General features: G+C 67.2%; 21 protein-coding genes. 9 read left to right on the top strand and 12 right to left on the bottom strand.

Features of this window, described 5'->3' with window-relative positions:
- Positions 1 to 6 precede the first annotated feature (6 nt).
- Genes AC1RN5_RS21995 through AC1RN5_RS21980 form a run of 4 tightly spaced genes read left to right on the top strand, consistent with a single transcriptional unit; the run spans position 7 to position 1,832 of the window.
- Positions 7 to 294: a hypothetical protein gene (locus AC1RN5_RS21995; protein ID WP_493043974.1), complete on the top strand. Its 288-nt coding sequence runs from the start codon at positions 7 to 9 to the stop codon at positions 292 to 294.
- Entirely contained in the window at positions 294 to 734 is a 441-nt protein-coding gene (locus AC1RN5_RS21990) for a Spy/CpxP family protein refolding chaperone (RefSeq protein ID WP_493043972.1), read from the top strand. Before AC1RN5_RS21995 ends, AC1RN5_RS21990 begins: the two co-directional genes overlap by 1 nt.
- Positions 731 to 1,315: an RNA polymerase sigma factor gene (locus tag AC1RN5_RS21985; RefSeq protein ID WP_493043970.1), complete on the top strand. Its 585-nt coding sequence runs from the start codon at positions 731 to 733 to the stop codon at positions 1,313 to 1,315. The genes AC1RN5_RS21990 and AC1RN5_RS21985 overlap by 4 nt, the downstream gene beginning before the upstream one ends.
- 13 nt (positions 1,316 to 1,328) lie before the next feature.
- Positions 1,329 to 1,832 carry a nuclear transport factor 2 family protein gene (locus AC1RN5_RS21980; protein ID WP_493043968.1) on the top strand — a complete coding sequence of 168 codons (504 nt, stop codon included), beginning with the start codon at positions 1,329 to 1,331 and terminating at the stop codon, positions 1,830 to 1,832.
- A 188-nt stretch (positions 1,833 to 2,020) separates the two neighbouring features.
- On the opposite strand, the gene AC1RN5_RS21975 is transcribed toward AC1RN5_RS21980, so the two are convergent.
- From AC1RN5_RS21975 to AC1RN5_RS21965, 3 genes are all read right to left on the bottom strand, one after another.
- Entirely contained in the window at positions 2,021 to 4,498 is a 2,478-nt protein-coding gene (locus AC1RN5_RS21975; RefSeq protein WP_493043966.1) for a heavy metal translocating P-type ATPase, read from the bottom strand.
- Positions 4,499 to 4,647: 149 nt separating this feature from the next.
- The gene (locus tag AC1RN5_RS21970) at positions 4,648 to 5,691 is read right to left on the bottom strand and encodes a hypothetical protein (RefSeq protein WP_493043964.1); all 1,044 of its coding nucleotides are present in this window, start codon (positions 5,689 to 5,691) and stop codon (positions 4,648 to 4,650) included.
- The gene (locus AC1RN5_RS21965; protein WP_493043963.1) at positions 5,691 to 5,969 is read right to left on the bottom strand and encodes a metal-sensing transcriptional repressor; all 279 of its coding nucleotides are present in this window, start codon (positions 5,967 to 5,969) and stop codon (positions 5,691 to 5,693) included. The genes AC1RN5_RS21970 and AC1RN5_RS21965 overlap by 1 nt, the downstream gene beginning before the upstream one ends.
- Before the next feature lie 203 nt (positions 5,970 to 6,172).
- Here AC1RN5_RS21965 and AC1RN5_RS21960 point away from each other — a divergent pair, with 203 nt between their 5' ends.
- Both AC1RN5_RS21960 and AC1RN5_RS21955 read left to right on the top strand, forming a co-directional pair.
- Positions 6,173 to 6,622 carry a MerR family DNA-binding protein gene (locus tag AC1RN5_RS21960; RefSeq protein ID WP_493043961.1) on the top strand — a complete coding sequence of 150 codons (450 nt, stop codon included), beginning with the start codon at positions 6,173 to 6,175 and terminating at the stop codon, positions 6,620 to 6,622.
- A complete protein-coding gene (locus AC1RN5_RS21955) occupies positions 6,619 to 6,951 on the top strand; it encodes a YnfA family protein (RefSeq protein WP_493043959.1) in 333 nt (110 codons plus the stop codon). Before AC1RN5_RS21960 ends, AC1RN5_RS21955 begins: the two co-directional genes overlap by 4 nt.
- A gap of 48 nt (positions 6,952 to 6,999) precedes the next feature.
- Here AC1RN5_RS21955 and AC1RN5_RS21950 read toward each other — a convergent pair whose 3' ends face one another.
- From AC1RN5_RS21950 to AC1RN5_RS21920, 7 genes are all read right to left on the bottom strand, one after another.
- Positions 7,000 to 7,389, bottom strand: coding sequence for an SHOCT domain-containing protein (locus AC1RN5_RS21950; RefSeq protein WP_493043957.1), 390 nt, complete (start codon positions 7,387 to 7,389; stop codon positions 7,000 to 7,002).
- Between the two features lie 100 nt (positions 7,390 to 7,489).
- Positions 7,490 to 9,547, bottom strand: a complete 2,058-nt coding sequence (locus tag AC1RN5_RS21945; protein WP_493043955.1) for a methyltransferase domain-containing protein — start codon at positions 9,545 to 9,547, stop codon at positions 7,490 to 7,492.
- 8 nt (positions 9,548 to 9,555) lie between these two features.
- Positions 9,556 to 10,683, bottom strand: a complete 1,128-nt coding sequence (locus AC1RN5_RS21940; RefSeq protein ID WP_493043953.1) for a cysteine desulfurase family protein — start codon at positions 10,681 to 10,683, stop codon at positions 9,556 to 9,558.
- A 25-nt stretch (positions 10,684 to 10,708) separates the two neighbouring features.
- Positions 10,709 to 11,089: a GFA family protein gene (locus AC1RN5_RS21935; RefSeq protein WP_493043951.1), complete on the bottom strand. Its 381-nt coding sequence runs from the start codon at positions 11,087 to 11,089 to the stop codon at positions 10,709 to 10,711.
- Between the two features lie 95 nt (positions 11,090 to 11,184).
- Entirely contained in the window at positions 11,185 to 11,538 is a 354-nt protein-coding gene (locus tag AC1RN5_RS21930) for a DsrE/DsrF/TusD sulfur relay family protein (protein ID WP_493043949.1), read from the bottom strand.
- 60 nt (positions 11,539 to 11,598) lie between these two features.
- Positions 11,599 to 12,843, bottom strand: coding sequence for an MFS transporter (locus AC1RN5_RS21925; RefSeq protein ID WP_493043947.1), 1,245 nt, complete (start codon positions 12,841 to 12,843; stop codon positions 11,599 to 11,601).
- Positions 12,844 to 12,847: 4 nt separating this feature from the next.
- The gene (locus tag AC1RN5_RS21920) at positions 12,848 to 13,588 is read right to left on the bottom strand and encodes an MBL fold metallo-hydrolase (RefSeq protein ID WP_493043945.1); all 741 of its coding nucleotides are present in this window, start codon (positions 13,586 to 13,588) and stop codon (positions 12,848 to 12,850) included.
- An 89-nt stretch (positions 13,589 to 13,677) separates the two neighbouring features.
- Here AC1RN5_RS21920 and AC1RN5_RS21915 point away from each other — a divergent pair, with 89 nt between their 5' ends.
- The 3 genes from AC1RN5_RS21915 to AC1RN5_RS21905 all read left to right on the top strand — a co-directional run bounded on the left by AC1RN5_RS21915 (position 13,678) and on the right by AC1RN5_RS21905 (position 16,790).
- Positions 13,678 to 14,343: an ArsR/SmtB family transcription factor gene (locus AC1RN5_RS21915; protein WP_493044102.1), complete on the top strand. Its 666-nt coding sequence runs from the start codon at positions 13,678 to 13,680 to the stop codon at positions 14,341 to 14,343.
- 78 nt (positions 14,344 to 14,421) lie between these two features.
- Complete coding sequence (locus AC1RN5_RS21910; RefSeq protein WP_493043943.1) at positions 14,422 to 15,216, top strand: nucleoside phosphorylase; 795 nt, start codon at positions 14,422 to 14,424, stop codon at positions 15,214 to 15,216.
- Between the two features lie 164 nt (positions 15,217 to 15,380).
- A complete protein-coding gene (locus AC1RN5_RS21905) occupies positions 15,381 to 16,790 on the top strand; it encodes an alkaline phosphatase PhoX (RefSeq protein WP_493043941.1) in 1,410 nt (469 codons plus the stop codon).
- Positions 16,791 to 16,823: 33 nt separating this feature from the next.
- Here the strand turns inward: AC1RN5_RS21905 and chrA are convergent, their stop codons facing one another.
- Both chrA and AC1RN5_RS21895 read right to left on the bottom strand, forming a co-directional pair.
- Complete coding sequence (chrA, locus tag AC1RN5_RS21900; RefSeq protein WP_493043939.1) at positions 16,824 to 17,987, bottom strand: chromate efflux transporter; 1,164 nt, start codon at positions 17,985 to 17,987, stop codon at positions 16,824 to 16,826.
- A gap of 91 nt (positions 17,988 to 18,078) precedes the next feature.
- Complete coding sequence (locus tag AC1RN5_RS21895; RefSeq protein WP_493043937.1) at positions 18,079 to 18,381, bottom strand: PadR family transcriptional regulator; 303 nt, start codon at positions 18,379 to 18,381, stop codon at positions 18,079 to 18,081.
- Between the last annotated feature and the right edge of the window lie 13 nt (positions 18,382 to 18,394).

The following is an 18,394-nucleotide window of genomic DNA, read 5'->3' as shown; positions in this document are numbered from 1 at the left end:
CTTATGATGAACCAACGACTGAACCACCTTGTCGAACGGCTGGCCACGGCGCCGGCCGACCGCACGCTCGAGGGGCTTGAGGCCGGCGTCAGCCGCAGCATTGTCGCCCGGCGCGCCCAGTCGCGCGCCAGCGCCGCGTTTGCCCCCGTGGGGGTCGCCTCAGTCGGGCTCGCCCTGGCCATCGGCCTGACGGCGGGCGGGGTGACCGCCGCGACCTCCGCAGCCGCTGAACCCAAGGCCGGGAGCTTCCTGGTCGCCTCGAACCTCGCGCCCTCGAGCCTGTTGGACGACTGATGAGCATCGTGCGAAGCATCATCCTGACCCTGGTCCTGTCGGTCCTGGCGGCGGCGGTCGGTGTCTGGGGCGGCGCCAAATACGTCGAGTCCCGCGCTCACCCACGGCCGGGGCTGGACGAAATGCTGCACCAGCGGGTGCGCCTGACCGCCGACCAGGAACGCCGCATCGAGGGTCTCGAGCGTGACCACGCCGTCAATCGCCGAGCGATAGAGAGCGAGATGCGCGCGGCCAACGCCGAGCTGGCCAAGGCCTATCAGGAATCCCACGCCCTCTCGCCGAAGGTTGAGGCGGCCATCGGCCGGTTCCACAAGGCCATGGGCGCCCTGCAGACGGAGACGATGGAGCATGTCATCGCCATGCGCGCCGTGCTCACGCCCGATCAGGCGGCGCAGTTCGACGACATCGTGATTAGGTCGCTGACCGCCGAAGGGTCGTGACCGAGGGCGAGGCCCCAACCGACGCGGTGCTCGCCCGCCGCGCGGCCGAGGGCGACGACCGGGCTTTCGCCGAACTGGTCCGGCGACACAAGGAGCCACTCTATCGGCTGCTGCGGCGCTATACCGGCGACGCCGACGACGCCTATGAGGCGGCGCATGAGGCGTTCATCGCCGCGTGGTCGGCGATCCGGCGCTATGATCCGTCTCGCTCTTTCCTGGCCTGGCTGCGCACCATCGCCATCAACAAAGCGCGCGACCGCGGGCGGCGGGCGTCATTTCGCCGCCTGCTGTTCGGGTCGGAGGGCCTGGACGGCCATGCCGCCCTGGCAGAACCCGACCCAGGCGCCGCGGCCGATGACGCGGTGATCGAACGCCAGGAGATGCGGGTGCTGGATCGCGCCATCGCAGGGCTCCCCGCCCCGCTCAAGGAAGCCCTGCTGCTCACCGCCTTCGACGGCTGGTCTCAAGCCGAGGCCGGCGACATCCTGGGCGTCTCCGTCAAGACCATCGAGACCCGCGTCTACCGGGCCCGGAAGATCCTGGCCCGGACGCTCGACCCTGAACTGCGGCCAAAGGCCTGACAGGAACCCGACCATGAAAACAGCCCATTTCATCGCCCTGGCCGCCGCCCTCACGCTCGGCGCCACAAGCGCTGCGAGCGCACACCCGGAAACGCCTTACCCAGCCGCATCCGCATCGAGGCTTCCGGCGGAGGCCCAGGAGGCGGCCAAGGCCGTTGACGCCTTCCATGCGGCCCTCGGGCGCGGCGACGCCGCCGCAGCGGCGGCCCTGCTCGACGATACGGCCCTGATCTTCGAGGAAGGCGAAGCCGAACAGTCCAAATCGGACTATGCGGCAGGCCATCTAGCGGCCGATATCGCCTATCTGAAGGACGTGCGGGACGTCACCGTGGATCGCAGCGGCGCCGCAACGGGCAGCCTGGCCTGGATCGCGACACGCGGGCGGGCGCAGGGCCGCTTCCATGACAAGACCGTGGACCGGGAAACGACCGAAACCATGGTGCTGCGCCGGACACCCCAGGGCTGGCGCATCGTCCACATCCATTGGTCCTCCCATGCAGCCAAGCCGCCCGGCTGAGCGGACCGCGAGGCTGCGAGCCAATCAGCAAGACCGACGGCAAACTACGAAATTGCGGCCAAACGAGACCGTCACCGTAGCGTCAATTCACCATCCGCGACTCTCCGCCGCTATCCCATTCCTCGCCGAACATGCCGCCCTGCTCGGCCGGCGCCCTTGCAGAACGACCGGCCAAGTACGCCCGCGCGTCAGGCTCGCTTGTCCTGATAAGCCAGCAGCCGAAGGGCGTTGACCACCACGAGCAGGGTGGAACCTTCGTGAAACACCACGGCTGCACCGATCTTCAGGCCAAACAGGGTCGCCGGGATGAGGAAGGCGACCATGCCCAGGCTCACCCAGAGGTTCTGCTTGATGATGCGGCTGGTGCGGCGGCTGAGGCCCACCGCGAAGGGGAGATGGCCGAGGTCATCGGCCATCAGGGCGACGTCCGCCGTTTCAAGGGCCACGTCCGATCCCGCCGCGCCCATAGCGATACCCACCGTGGCGTTGGCCATGGCGGGCGCATCGTTGACCCCGTCGCCGACCATGGCCACCAGGCCTTCCTGTTCGCGCATCGCCTTGATTACGGCGACCTTGTCCTCGGGCATGAGGCCGCCCTTGGCCTCATCCAGGCCGAGCTTGGCGGCCACGGCGTCAGCGACGCCTTGATTGTCGCCTGAGAGCATCACGATCCGCCGCAGGCCGAGGGCGCGCAGCCGAGCGATGACTTCGGCCGCCCCCTCGCGTGGGGTGTCGAGCAGGCCGAGGATACCGAGGAAGCGCTCCGCCGATCGCACGACCATGACCGTGCGTCCGGACGCCTCCAGCCGCGTGATCGCGCCTTGGAGGTCCTCAGGCATGGGCGGGCCTGGGAGGCGCTCGAAGAGCTTCGGCTTGCCGATGTAAACCTCGCGTCCATCGACCTTGGCCTTGACGCCCTCGCCGTTGAGACTTTCCACCGCCTCCGCCCTTGGCAGGTCGACGGCGCCCAGGTTTTCGCGGGCGGCCGTTGCGACCGCCGCGGCGAGCGGGTGGTCGCTTTGGGCCTCGACCGCCGCCGCGATTGAGAGCAGCTCGGCCTCCGCCACGCCGGCGGCCGGCACGATGTCGGTCACCTTCGGCTTGCCTTCCGTGAGCGTGCCGGTCTTGTCGAAGGCGATGGCGGTCAGGGTCCCCAGGTTCTCCAGCGGGCCGCCGCCCTTGACCAGCACGCCCCCTCGGCCTGCCCGGGCGACACCGCTCAGCACCGCGCTCGGCACCGATATGGCCAGTGCGCAGGGGCTCGCCGCCACCAGCACCGCCATGGCGCGATAGAAGCTGGCGCTGAACGGCTCGTCGAGCACGAGCCAGGACATCATGAGGGCGACTACCCCCAACAGGACCACCGGCACAAAGATGCGCTCGAACCGGTCGGTGAAGCGCTGGGTCGGTGACCGCTGCGCCTCGGCCTCGGCCACCATCCTCACGACCCTTGCCAGGGTGGTCTCCGTCGCCCTGCGGGCGACCCTCACCTCCAGCGCGCCCACGCCATTGATGGTGCCCGCGAAGACGCGATGCTCCGGCGGAGCCTTGTCGAAGTCGACATCCGTCGCGATCGGCCGCTTGTCGACCGGCACGCTTTCGCCAGTCACGGGCGCCTGGTTGACGCTGCTCTCACCGGCGACCACCAGGCCATCGGAAGGCAGGCGTTCGTTAGGCCGGACGAGCACGATGTCGCCGAGCCCGAGCTCGGCGACGAGGACCTCCTCGAACTGCTCGCCCCGCTTGCGCGTAGCCTGTTCTGGCGCCAGTTCCGCCAACGCCTCGATGGCGCGCCGAGCGCGGCCCATGGCGTAGTGCTCCAGGGCGTGGCCCAGGCTGAAGAGCACGAGCAGCAGGGCGCCCTCAGCCCATTCGCCGAGGAAAGCCGCCCCAGCTGCCGCCACCAGCATCAGGGTGTCGATCTCGAAGCGCCGCCGACGGACATTCTCGAACGCCTCCTTCAAGGTGAAGTAGCCGCCCAGGACGTAGGCCAAGCCGTAGAGGGCCAGTGAGAAGGCCGGCGGCGCCCCCGACGAGATCACCCAACCGACCAGGAGCGACACCCCTGAGAGGACCGCGAATATCAGCTCGGTCCGCTCGCCGAAGACGCCGCCATGGGCGTGCTTGTGGCCGGCCTTGCCGTGATCATGCTCGCCCGGCCCGTGGGCACGCGCGGCATGGGCGTCGGGTTGGCTCGGGGCAGGCGCCTCCGGGCCGGGCGCAAGATCCCGGAGGTCCTGGCCGACCAGATCGCGGACAGCCTGCTCACCAATCTGGTCGCGGTCGAACTCGATCACGGCCGACCCGGTGACGCCAACCTCCGCGTAGACGACGCCGGGCTCAGCCCTCAGTCGATCGGCAAGCGACCGGGCCGACCGCGCGTGCAGGGGGTCCGACAAGAGGAGCGTGAGATGGCCATAGCGGCCGGCCACCGTTGCGCCCTCCCGCTGGGCCATGCTCCGCACCTGGGAGAGCGACAGTTGCGCGGGATCGAAGTGGATACAGAGCCTGTCCCCGTCGCCGAGCGCGTCGCGCCGCATGTGGACTTCTGAGACACCGGGCCGCGCCTTGAGGTTGGAGATGAGGGTCTCGATGCAGCGACCGCACGCCTCGGCCGCCTTGGGCAGAACCACCGGGATTTCGAGACGGAGCTTTTCTTCGGCCATCGGGGCGTCCATTCGGCTGTGGCGAAAAGCGACCTTGGGTGACCTGCCTGGAGCCTCCGGACGAATGACCCAGGCCGCGTTGCGGAGATCGGCAAGATAATGCCAGTGGTAAGTCGGCCGCCCACGCGACCTCTGTCCGCCTCCCTTTGCTAGAAACCGAAGAAGATGATGCCGATTCCGAGGAGTAGGATGAAGGCGCCGAGGATGCCGCTTTCGTATCGCTCCAGGAAACCGAGGCGTAGGCGCTCCATCCCCGACAGGGTCAGCCAAGTGAAGACGACCATTCCAGATATAGTCCCAAAAGCCAGCACCGCGCTGAGAATGATGAAGCCCATCCAGCCATACTTGATCCCCGACAGGTAGACCGGCAGGAAACCCTCGCAGGGCGAGAAGGTCAGAAGCGTGAACAGGCCCAGGACCACGGCCTGGTCGGATTTGGCAATGGCGGGCGCGCACAAGCCGGCCTGGGCTTTCGCCGCCGGTTGAGCGGAAGCCGCGTGCTCGTGTTCCTCGAAGCGAACCTCGTGGCGATGGGCGTGATCGCCGTGAGACAGGCTGAGGCCGGCAGTGAATTCGTGCGGCTCCGGGATCTCCTCGACGGATTCGAGGTAGCCCTCGCGGGCGACGAAGGAGAAGACCTGCCGAGCACCATCAAGCCGGAGCGTCTCAACCGACAGCGCCGCCGCGTTTGGCAGGGTGGCCGGCGCACCCTCGGTCCGCACCCGGAACCTGGGCGGGACGCCCTCCTCGAAAACCTCCAGCATCAGCACGCCGTGGCCGGTGTCGATCCGCTTCGCTTCCGACGCGTGATCGTGAGCGTCGCCTTCATGGCTGTGGCCAGGGCCAAAGTGGCTATGGCCGTGGCCACCGCCACGCACCTGCCGAATAAGGTAGTAGAGCCCAAACAGGATCAGCGCGCCGCCGGCGATCCAGGGAAATATGTGGCCGGTCCACTTGCTGGTCTCAACCCCGAGCCAGACGACCAGAACACCCAGACCCGTGGTGAAAAGGACATGGCCCGACCCGCACAGCGCGACCACCATAAGCGTCTTCGCCTTGCTCCAACGCTGCCCGCGACCGGCCGCCACGAAGGGCAGCCAATGGGTCGGAATGGCGGCATGGGCGAAGGCGACGGCGAACCCGGTCGCCACGACGGAAAGAAAAAATGCTTCGGTCATGCGCGTGGCGCCCATCAGAGGTATCTCGTGATCAGCTTGAACTGGTCGATCGACTGGCGCTGATCGCGCGGCAGAGGACCCACGACGTCTTCCAGGCAGTGGTCGAGATGGTCCTGGATCAGCGTTTTCTTCGCTTGGCCGATCGCTTTTTCGACCGCGTGAAGCTGCTGAGCCACATCGACACAGGGTCGGCCCGACTCGATCATCTCGATGACGCCGCGCAAATGCCCCTCGGCGCGCTTCAGACGCTTGACAATCTCCGGATGGGTTTCGTGGCGTTCTCGGTCCCGCACGCTTCTTCCTATCCTCCTGGAGGGGATACTGTCAACGCGACGACGACGTGGCGCCGGCCGCCAAAGCGCAAGAGATGGGGGGTGGGTCTTGGGTCTTCACGATCAACACTCCTTGCGATCCACCCACCGGTGATGGCGGGGGCGACTGGTCTAAGGCCACATCTTCAAGTAACTTGAGGTTCAAGCTCCGATCGAGACATCGCATGGCCCTGAAGATTGGCGCCTTGGCCCGACGGACGGAACCTAACGCGCCCAAGATCCGCTACTACGAAGACATCGGACTGCTGCCCCGGGCCAGCCGGCGCGAGAGCGGGCAGCGGCGCTATGACGAGGCTAACGTCAAGCCGCTGACCTTCATCCGCCGCTGCCGCGAGTTCGGCTTTCCGATTCAGCGGGTCCGTTCCCTGGCGGCGTTGATGCAGGACCCGCAACGCTGCTGCACCGAGGCGCGTGACTTCGCCCAGCAGCAGCTTGAGGCGGTGCGGACTAAGTTTTCGGAACTCAAGGCCCTGGAGCGCAGCATCGCGAGGCTCGTCCAGACCTGCGATGCGTCCTGCGCCGGCGGGCCTGGCCCCGACTGCGTCATCCTGGAGGATCTCGCCGAGTCGGCCGCCTACTTGGTTAGTCGCCGCCAGCGACCAGCCCACCCATGACCAAGACCGCGCTCGTCTACATGGCCGCCGCGGTGGCGGAGATCGCCGGCTGCTTCAGTTTCTGGATGTGGCTGCGTGAGGGCAAGCCGGTATGGTGGCTGGCGCCCGGCCTGGTGTCGTTGGCCCTGTTCGCCTGGCTGCTGACCCTGGTCGACAGCCCCGCCGCCGGGCGAGCCTACGCCGCCTATGGCGGGGTCTACATCTGCGCCTCGCTGGCCTGGCTGTGGGCTGTTGAGGGCGTACGTCCCGACCGATGGGATACACTTGGCGCCCTGATCTGCATCATTGGCGCGGCTGTGATCTTTCTCGGGCCCCGCGCGGCGGCTTAGCGCACGGCTAACGGAAAGCTGCTGTATCCCTGACCGCGATGAGCGGGCTCAATCGCCGAGTATGCGGCGGCGTTCTTCGAACTCTGCCTTGTCGATTTCGCCGCGCGCATACCGCGCCTTCAGGATGTCGAGCGGCGTGCGTTCAGGCGGCGCATGATGGGTCGGCTGTGGGCCGTGCCAGGGCCCGCCGAGCCCTCGCACCAGCAGAACCGCGACCGCGATCACCGCGGCCAGGACAAAAATCATGACCAGCGGACCGAATATCATTCCGTACCATCCTCCATCCCAGCCCATCATGTGTGGGCCGTATGCATACCTCGCGGGGTCAGACGGCGTCTGCGCCCAGACCCAGCCGGGCGCCAAGACGAAAGCCGAGCCCGCCCCTGCGGCGGCGACGGGTCCGCTGGCTTTGGCGGTGAGTATTCTGCGAACCTTCATGTTTCCACTCCTGGCGATTTGATCCGCTCGCGGCCCTTTGGCCGCCTTGTCGTTTGTTTGTTGCTCGTACCCAGCATGACCTGCGGTCCCAGCCGGAGAGTCACAGCTTGAACTCCAGGCCGAGCCAGACCTTTTGGCGGCTGGGGAAGCCCGGGACGCCATCGTAGTCGGCGAACTTGATCAGCCCCGAGAGCTGCTTGGTGATCGCGGTGGATATCTGAATGTCCACCTCGCTCCCCAGCGCGCCGCCACCGCGCTGGGCCTTGAAGTCGTGATAAGCGCCGGTCAGGACGATGTTCGAAAGAGGGCCCAGCTTCAGCTTCGGCTTGATCGCCAGGGCGAGGTTGGCGTCCTTGATCCCGTTGGCCGGCGTGGTCAGGAACACATCGGCCCAGCCCTGGAAGGGATGCAGCGACGCCAGGGGCGTCGCGAAACCACGCACGCCGTTACCGCCAAGCACCTCGTAGTTCCCTTTGAGGGTGAAGACGTCCCACGTCCCCGACAGCTCGGCCGACCAGTAGTCGAGGCTGAAATCGCCGGTGTTCCCTCGGTAATCACGCTGATTGGCGTAGGTGGCGGCATAGGAAAGGGCCACCGGCGCGGTGTCGAGCACGCCCGTGGCGCGCAGGCCATAGGTGCGGCTCGAATTGGCCGGCGATTGCCTGAAGTCCAGAGCGTAGAGGAAGCCTTCGATCCGCAGCGGCTTGGTGACGGCGTAGGCCGCGTTGACCACATGGCTGTCGGAATCCCAGTCCTGCGCCTCGGCGAAGACGCGATTGACCCGGTCGATATAGATGTAGCTGGCGCTGAATGGACCCTGGATCACGTCCGCCCGGACTGCGTCGAAGGTCTGTTGGTCCTGACGCCAAGCCGACGAGCCGATGAACCTCTGATCGCCGATGGCGACGGTCTGCCGCCCAATCGTGGCCGCGAAATTCCGGCTGGGTGTCCAGGCGATCTGGGCGCGGTTCAGTTCCGTAACATCGGGGTCGGCCACCACGGGATAGGCGGTCTTGCCGTTCAAGGTGGAGTTGAACCTCTCCCCGCCGAGGGCGCGCACGTCCTCGAACTCCACCAGGGCTTTGAGGTTGTTCCACTTTCCCGTCTCCCATCCAAGCCGGGTGCGCAGCGTCAGGGCGCCGGCGGTCTCGGCGAAGCGATCCTGATCGACGCCTTCGTAGCGGGCGCGGGCGTCCAGGATCAGAGTGCCCGCCTTTACCGCATCCACCAGGCCACTGGCGGGTTGGGCCAGCGCCGCACTGCCCGCGCCAAGCGCCATGGTCACCCCTAACCCGATGGCGAGAGCGCCAAGAGTGGTGGTTCGTTTCGCCATTGCCGTATCTGGCCTTCCGTCATTGGCCCAGGATGGGCTATTGGAATAGTCACCAAGTCCCGCGGCGTCGGCATTGATGCCGGGCGTGTCGGGCCGCGTCGCCGACCTCGCGGCGACGGTGATGAAGGCGGCTCCGATGGTTGTGCGTCGACCGAGCGCAGGATCGGCGCCCGCCATCATAGACGCCAGCCAGCCGACCGGAGGATAGAAGACAGCGCCTCGAATTGCGCTCACGGCGAGGCCGGCCTGTTCGACCAACCGCCGCAAGTCTTGAGCGCTCCGGAATCGCGCCGCGCGCCAGGTCGCCGATCCCAGCCACCCCTTGATGCGACGGGATGCCGCCCAAACGCTGTGGCGACCCAGTTCACCCAGCACGAGGCGGCCGCCGGGCTTCAACACCCGCGTCATCTCCGCCACGGCCGCTCGCGCGTCGGGCACGAAGCAGAGCACCGTGATCGCCGTCACCACGTCGAAGCTTCGGTCGGCGAAAGGCAGCGTGTTGACATCACCGCGCACGAAGCGGATCGACAGGACTTCCGAGGCCAGCCGTTCCCATGCTGCGCGGAGCATCCGCGGGTCGGCGTCCAACCCCGTGATCTCCGCGCCCGCCCGGCCCAGCGCCGCAGCGAGGTCGCCATCGCCGCAGCCAACGTCGAGAATTTGAAGGCCGGCGACCTCTCCGCATAGTTCAAGGATCAGGTCTCGCTCAAGCGTGTCGGTGACGCGGCCGAGCCCGCTTGCGCGCCAAAGTCGGTACGACTCCGGCAGCGCTGAGATCGCGCTATCGATCTTGTCGTCCCCGCCCCTCTTGCGCCGTGCTGACATGGCCATCGTCACCCGACGCCCGGTGCAGCAAGCTCGGTCAGTCGCCCGACGACAGTCTCGATCTCGTCGGCCGTCGTCCCCCGCCCAAGGCTGAAGCGAACGGCGCCCATGCCGACCTCGGGCGATAGGCCCATGGCCGCAAGCACCGGCGACAGCTCGACGTGGCCTGCATGGCAGGCCGATCCGGTCGACGCCGCCACGCCGTCAAGCCACTCCAGAATCTCGGCGCCGACCATGCCCGCGAAGGAGGCGTTGAGAGTGTTCGGCAGGCGATGTTCGGGATGACCGTTGAGGACCACGGCCTCGCCGAACGTCTTCTGCAACCCGTCCCACAGCGCATCGCGCAAGGTCCGGACGCCCGTCATGGACGAGAGGTCCTTGGCGAGCGCGCAGGCTTCGCCGAGACCCGCCGTCAGCAAGGCGCTCTCTGTGCCGGCGCGTCGGCCACCTTCGTGGCCGGCGCCGTGGATCAAGGGCTCAAGCCCAACGCCGCGCCGCACATAGAGGGCGCCGACACCCTTGGGCGCATAGAGCTTGTGCCCCGCCACCGAGAGCAGATCGACGCCGAGTTCGCCCACATCCGTCGGGATCTTGCCGACCGATTGAGCCGCGTCGGTGTGGAAGAGCACGCCGCGCTCCCGCGCGATGCGGGCGCACGCCTCGATGGGCTGGATCGTTCCAACCTCGTTGTTGGCGTGCATGATGCTGGCCAGGATGGTGCGTGGCCCGATCGCCCGGCGCAGATCGTCGGGATCGACCCGGCCTGTGTGATCCACGGGCAGATAGGTCACCTGCGCGCCAAGCCGTTCCAGAAACCGGCACGGCGCGAGGATGGCGGGATGCTCCGCGGCGCTGGTCACGATGTGATCGCCGCGATGCTTCAGCGCGAAGTACACGCCCTTGAGCGCCAGGTTGTTGGCCTCGCTGCCGCCGCTCGTGAACACAATCTCGTCGGGGGCGACGCCCAGGAGGCCGGCGACCTGGTTCCGCGCCCGTTCGACCGCCTCGCGCGCCGGGCGCCCACCCCAATGCGGGCTCGAGGGGTTCCCGTACGCCTCTTCCAGATAGGGTCGCATGACAGCCGCCACCCGCGGATCGATGGGGGTGCTCGCATTAAAGTCGAGGTAGATCGGCATCACGCTCAATGGTTCCATTTCGCCCTCACGGCGCAGGCTGACTGAGACAGACCCAGGGAAGGCGTTCCTCCGGAAAGACCTCGACGATAGGGGCCAGTCGCTCCGGCGCGTCGAAGGCTCCAATATGGATATGCAGTTCGCCCGGCGAACGGTCACCCTCGCAGGTGAGGGTCGATCCGCACGTGGCGCAGAACCCGCGCAGCACGCCGGGCGAGGATGCGAACCTGGAGATCTGGCCCCGGATCATCTCGACCGACGCCGCGTCGAAGGAGGCGAACGCCGAGACCGGCGCGCCGCTGTGTTTGCGGCAGCTCTGGCAATGACACCAGATCGTCCACTTCGGCGCACCGCTAGCGCGGAACCGGACGGCTTGGCAAAGGCAGCCACCCTCCCAGACCTCGCTCATGGCCGCCGCTCTCCCAGGCCGAACCCGAACCCCGGGAGCGGCGCCGTCACCTCGATTGCACCCCTTGGGTTTGACGCCATGGCCGTCTTCCCTTGCTAGAACACCAGCACCTTGTCCGCGGCGACGGTCGCCTCGGCGAGGGCGTCCATCGTGCTGTGCTGCGCGCCCTCCAGAATCTCGGCGTCGACGATGCCCCGGGCCGCCATGCAGGTTCCGCAGAGAAGGACCGACCCCTTGCCCAGGACAACGCGCCCCAGCATGCGCTCAAGGTTGTAGTACCCCTCGGGCGTCTTCTGGCCGGCCTTGGCCGCGAGCACCGCGTCGCCCATCAGAAAGACGGTGAGCTGCGACTGCGGGTCCACCTTCAGCAGAGCCAGGGCGAGCCGAGCGCCGTTGTAGGTCCGCTCGCCGCCGTAGGGCGCGTCATTGAGAATGATCAGCACGCGCATGGCCGTCCTCCAAAGGTCAACGAGGCTAACTGCACTGGGGCGACCATCGCTTGAGCTGGCTCACTCACCGGCGGGACCCTCGCGCATGGCGATCGCGACCACGGCGCCCGAGGCAAGGGTCAGGGCGCCGATCGAGCCGATGGCCCAGGCGGCGCCGAAGAGATCGGCGATGATCCCCGAGGCCAGCGCGCCGACCGCGTAGCCCATGTCCCGCCAGAAGCGGTAGACACTCAGGGATCGCGCTCGCCAGGACGGGTGCGAGGCGTCCGACACCGAAGCGATCAGCGTCGGATAGACCATGGCGGTGCCAAGACCGAGCAGGACGCTGGCGGCGAGCCACCAGCCGAACTGTCGGGTGGCGGCGGTCATGAAGAGACCCGCCGCCTGCACCCACATGCCGGCGACGATCAGACCCTTGCGGCCCCAGCGGTCGCTCAAGGGCCCGGTGATGGTCTGCATGACGCCCCAGACGACCGGATAGACGGCCTTCAGAATGCCGATGCGCCCGACGGTCAGTCCGAAGCCGGCGAAGAACAGCGGGAACAGCCCCCAGCTCATGCCGTCGTTGAGGTTGTTCACCAGCCCGGCCTGGGAGGCGGCGAACAGGTTGCGGTCCCCGTAGGAGGTCCGGTGGAATATCTCCCAAAAGCGAATAGGCTCGGCTGGGGCGGCGTGACTGGCGGTCTCCAGCGCCAGGTGATGGCGGGTGTCGCGCACCAGGAATACGGAGAGGATCAGGCCGAGCGCAGCGTAGCCGATACCCAGATAGAAGGGGGCGGGCCGCAGGCCGTAGCGCTGGGCGATATAGCCGGTGGCCAGCGCCGTCAGACCGACCGCCAGATAGCCCGCGAACTCGTTGAGCCCCACGGCGAGGCCGCGCGACTTCGGCCCGACGAGGTCGATCTTCATGATCACCGTCATCGACCAGGCCAGCCCCTGGCTGACGCCGAGCAGCGCATTGGCCGCGACGATCCATCCCCAGCTCGGGCCCCAGCCGATCATGAACGGGACCGGCAAGGCGACGAGCCAGCCCAAGATCAGGAGGCGCTTGCGCCCATAGATGTCCGCGAAGTGACCCGAGATCAGGTTGGTGAAGGCCTTGACCACGCCGAAGCTGACGATGAATGAGGTGACCAAGGTGGTCGACGCGATCCGGAATTCCTCGGACCCGATCAGCGGCACGACCGTGCGTTCCAGGCCGACCATGCCGCCGACGAAAGCGTTGACCAGGATCAGCAACGAGAACTGGCGCCAGTTCTCGGCCAGTCCGAGCCGGATGCCGCCCTTTCTCTCCTGAACGGACATCAGGCTAGGCAGCTGCGGCGGCTGGGCCGGAATTGGCGGCGCGCAGTTCGGCCGCCTGAGCCGGCGGCTCGGGGATGTCGGCCAGCATCGCCCGGACGAAGGCCTCCTCGTCCTCGATCCGGAAGGCTTCATTGTTCCGCCGCTCGAAGCCGATGGTGGACGAGGGCTTGCCGCTCAGCTTGCGGCCGCAGACCGAGCCGGAGAAGGCGCCCGGAAGCACCTCGACATAGTCCGGCAGGGCCTTGAGGCGCCCAATGCTGCGGAACAGCGTCCGGGCGCCCTCCTCCGCCGACGAAGCCAGCTCCGTGCGACCGAGGTCGCCGACCATCAGGGTGTGGCCGGTGAGCACGAACCACGGTTCGTCGGCTCGGGTCCGGTCCCTCACCGCCAGGCAGATATGTTCGGGGGTATGCCCCGGGGTGTGCAGCACTTCGGCTACGACATTGCCGAGTTCGAGCACGTCACCGTCACGCACCCCCTTGAACGGCGCCGCGGCCGGAGCCTCCGCGAAAAGGACATAGGGTGCGCCGGTAGCCTCGGCGAGACGCCGTCCGGCCGATAGGTGGTCGGCATGGAGGTGGGTGTCGATCACATAGCGGATCGCCATGCCTGTCTCTTCAGCGGCCCGAAGATAAGGCTCAATGTCGCCCACGGGATCGACCACGGCCGCCGCCGACTGGCCGCCGCATCCGAACAGGTAGGAAATGGCCACGGGATCGAAGTGCAGGTACTGGCGCAGGATCATGAAATCCTCCCCCTACGAGTGCGGCGAGTGGCCGCTCACGAAGCCAAGCGGCTTGACGAATTAAACATTCAAATGAATGATTGAGCGACATGCCAAGCCTGTCAAGCGACTCCCCTAAGCACACCGTCTTCGCGGGTCTGGCCGAGGTGGCCAAGGCGCTCGCGAGCCCAAACCGGATCGAGATCGTCGAACTCCTGGGTCAGGGGGAGCGCAACGTCGACGGCATCGCGAGCCGCCTCGGTCTGTCAGTCGCCAACGCCTCACAGCACCTGCAGGTCATGCGCCGCGCAGGCCTGTTGTCCTCGCGGCGCGACGGCAAGCACGTGATCTACCGGCTGAGCGACCCGGCGGTCGTGGACCTGATGACGGCGCTGGGCCGCCTGGGCGAGCGCAAACAAGCCGACGTCCGCGCCGTGGTGGGCGGCTACTTCCACGATCTCGACGCCCTGGAACCGGTGTCGCGAGGCGAGTTGATCGATCGACTGAGAGATGGCCTGGTCACAGTCCTGGACGTAAGGCCAGAGGACGAGTTCGCGGCCGGCCGGGTGCCATCGGCCCTGAACATCCCGCTGCGCGATCTCGCCCAGCGCCTCGGCGACCTGCCGAAGGATCAGGAGATCGTCGCCTACTGCCGGGGTCCCTATTGCGTTCTGGCCTTCGAAGCCATCGCGCTCCTGCGCCGGCACGGCTTCAAGGTCCGGCGGCTCGAGGACGGCTTTCCGGAGTGGAGAGCGGCCGGGCTGCCGGTCACCTGAAATTTGGAATCGCCCGCGCCACTAAGTGGTCGCCAGCACGGCGCCGATGAGAGTCTTGTTAGCTAAGTTTGGAGCCCCATGGGCGAGATCACCCCGTCACCGTTGCTGAACCACAAGGCGCCCAGCGAACCGTCGGTGTTTCAACCTGAATCCTTGATCCGGGAAGCTCGCCGCCAGAAAGGCCTGCCGTCAGTACCGGTTCCAACCGTGTGCGTTCTGGACCCTGATGGCGACATTGTTCGCTATTTGCGGCGAACCGAACAAGCCAGCCGATGCACGGCCTGGCCCTGTTACCATTCCGGTCTCGACCGCTTTCGCTTGGCCGATCGCGAAATCGGCATCGTGGGTTGCGCCGTCGGCGCCCCCTACGCGGTGCTGGTCGCAGAGCAGATGTTTGCCCTCGGCTGTGAGCTTCTGATCAGCGTGACCTCCGCGGGACAGATCCTGCCTGCGGGGCCGCCACCCTACTTCGTCATCATCGATCGCGCGCTTCGCGATGAGGGCGCCAGTCATCACTACCTGCCGCCGAGCGCATTTGCCGAGGCTGACCCGGCCTTGATCGCCGCGGCCGCGGAAGCGCTGCGCGAGACGGATGTCCCCTTCCACGTTGGCGGCACATGGACGACGGACGCTCCCTTTCGGGAGACCAACAGCGCGGTCGAGGCGGCTCGTTCCATGGGGCTGCTGGGCGTCGAGATGGAAGCGGCGGCCCTCTATGCCTTCGCCGCCACTCGCCGGCAGCGGGTTCTCTGCCTTGCCCATGTGACCAACACCATGGGGCTTAGTGGCGAGGATTTCGAAAAGGGCGAGGCCAATGGCGCCCATGATGCGCTGCAGGTCCTCAACGCTCTTGTGGCCGCCTTGCCGGTGTGACGCGCGGGCGTCGCCACTCGCTTGCAGGAGGCAGCCTATGGACAAGGTGACTCAAAGGACGTGTTCGTCGCACAGGATCAGCCGGAATGAGGTCGACGCCCATAGGGTTATCGAGTCTCCTTGGCTAGGAACGGACTGCACGACCGTAGATGCGAGACTCACGAATGCCCGCTACCCGCCGCTCCGTCCTGTCCACCGCGACCGCGGGACTGGCGTTTCTAGGCTACGCCCGGCTGGCAAACGCCCAGGCCGACCCTGGGAGCGAGACCTACGCCAACGAAGTCGCGGGCTATGGCCCGCTCGTCCAGGATCCGAACGGCATTCTCGACCTGCCGGCGGCGTTTTCCTATCGGGTGGTGTCCCGGTTCGGCGAGACGATGAGCGATGGCCTGGAAGTCCCCTACAAGGCCGACGGCATGGGCTGCATTCCGCTGAGCGGTTCGCGTGTCGCTCTTGTCCGCAATCATGAACTCAAGCCGAGCGACCTCAACTACGGCGCCGCTGGCCTGGGCCGCCGGTTGGCGTCGCGCCTCGACCGGTCGAAGGCCTTCGACGTCGCCGCCGACGGCCATGCCTTGCCCGGTGGGACCACTACCTTGGTCTACGACCTCGCCAAGCAGACGCTGATCCGTCAGCACCTCAGCCTTGCGGGCACGGCGATGAACTGCGCCGGCGGGGCGACACCCTGGGGATCTTGGCTGAGCTGCGAAGAAACCACCGTGAAGGCCGGCGGCGGCCGCTCACAGGACCATGGTTGGGTCTTCGAGGTGCCCGCCCGGGCGAAAGGTCTAGTCCAGGCGGTCCCGCTAAAGGCGATGGGCCGGTTCCAGCACGAAGCGGCCTGCGTCGATCCCCGCACCGGCATTGTCTACATGACCGAGGACAGTTTCGGGACCAACAGTCTCTTCTACCGCTTCCTGCCCAACGCACGCGGTGAGCTCCATGAGGGTGGGAAATTGCAGGCCCTCGGTTTCCGCGACGCGCCTGAGGGCGTGAACACCAGCAATCACAGCGAGGTCGTCTGGCGGCCGGGTGATTGGAAGGACGTGGTGTGGATCGATCTCGACGGGGTCGAAAGTCCCGATGACGACCTTCGTCTGCGGGGCGCCAAGGCCGGCGCGGCGATGTTCGCCAGGGGTGAAGGCATCCATTTTGGCGATGGAGAGATGTTCTTCACCTGCACCGCTGGCGGCGGCGCCAGGCACGGTCAGATCATGCGCTATGTCCCGAGCGCCAGTGAAGGCGGCTCCGGAGAGCGCGACGCACCAGGTCGGATCCAGCTGTTCCTCGAATCGGCCAACGATAAGGTCTACGACTTCGGCGACAACCTGACCGTGGCGCCGTGGGGGCATCTGATCGTGTGCGAGGATCGCTACTCCGACGTCAAACGCAATCACCTCCGCGGCGTGACGCCGGAGGGGAAGGTCTACACGATCGCCCGAAACGTCTTCCGGGAGAATGCGGAACTGGCCGGCGCTTGCTTCTCCCCCGACGGCTCGACCCTGTTCGTGAACATTTACTGGCCTGGCATCACCCTGGCCGTCACCGGGCCCTGGCGCAGCCTCCGCAGCTGAGCCAAGCTCAGCAACGACAAGGCCGCACCGGCGTCATCGGATCGCCGCGAAGAGCACCGCGGCCGCAACGCAGAAGCTCACCACCGCCAGGGGCGGCGCCTTCCAGCGCTCGAGCAGCAGAAAGCCCGTCGCGGCGATAGCGACATCGCGGCCGTCGCCGATAGCGCTGGTCCAGATCGGATCGTAGAGCGCCGCGCCCAGGACGCCGACGACCGCGGCGTTGACCCCGGCGAGCGCACCGGCCGCGGCGGGATGCCTGCTGATCCAAGTCCAGAGCGGTAGACCCGCCACCGCGATCAGCACGCCGGGCAGGAAGATCAATCCGGTCGCCACCGCCGCCCACAGCGCCATCACGGCCGGATCGCGCGTCGGCGCGACCGCCGCCCCCAGATAGGCGGCGAAAGTGAACAACGGCCCCGGGACCGCCTGAGCGGCGCCGTATCCCGCCAGGAAGCCGTCGTCGCTCAGCCAGCCGGACGGGACCAGGGCGTCGTGCAGCAGCGGCAGCACCACATGGCCGCCCCCGAACACCAGGGCGCCGGCGCCGTAGAAGATGCCGGCCAGATCCGCCAGGGAGTGCGGCGCCAGACGGCCCAGCCAGGGCAGTCCCACCAGCAGCACCGCGAAGATCACGAAGGCGACCGCGCCGACCCGCCTGCGGATCGGCAGGGCGGGCGGCGTCGGCGGAACATCGCCGTTTCGACAGAGCAGAAGACCTCCTACGGCTCCAAGCGCCAAGGCGGCGAGTTGGAGGATGGCGCCGCCGAACACCAGCAACAGGGCGGCCGAGGCCAGGGCGAGGCCAGCGCGGGTCAGATCGGGGCAGAGCTTACGCCCCATGCTCCAGACCGCTTGGGCGACCACGGCGACGGCGACGAGCTTGAGGCCGTGCAGACCCGCCAGGGTGAGCGGATCTCGGAGCGCCGTCGCGGCCAGGGCGAACAGATAGAGCGCCAGGGCGGACGGCAGGGTGAAACCGAGCCAGGCCGCCAGGGCGCCCGCCCAGCCGGCGCGCTTTAGCCCGATCAAGGCGCCGACCTGGCTGCTGGCCGGCCCCGGCAGCATCTGGCAGAGCGCCACCAGGCCCGCATAGTCGGCGGCCGACAGCCACTTGCGGCGCTGAACATAGGCCCGTTCGAAATAGCCTAGATGGGCGATCGGTCCGCCGAACGAGGTCAGGCCCAGGCCTAGCGACACGACAAAGACCTTGAGTACAGAACGCTTGGGCCCGCCAGCCTCAACAGCTTCGGCGACCATCGCGCCGGTCCCCTCACCGACTGGACTTGGCCTATTTTCGGACTTCACGCACCAGTTCCTTCAAGCGCAGCTCGGCGAGCTCCAGCCCCTCCAACCCCAGCGGCGTCGCGCGATATAGCCGGCGGAAGGTCCGGCCGAGCTTCTCCTTGCGCGACACCAGATAGCCCTTGCGCTCCATAGCGTGCAGCAAGGGATAGAGGGTGCCTGGGCTCAGCTTGTAGCCGTGGTGGGCGAGCTCCTCGATCATCCATTGGCCGTAGATCTCGCCCTCGGCGGCGTGATGCAGGACGTGGAGCCGGACCAGGCCGGCGAGCAGGTCTTGATGTTCCAGCACGGGGGGACATTCC

This window comes from Phenylobacterium sp. GW821-FHT12F10, assembly GCF_058806695.1.
Note: the sequence above shows the minus strand (reverse complement) of the source record. Positions and strands in the feature narration are given on the sequence as shown.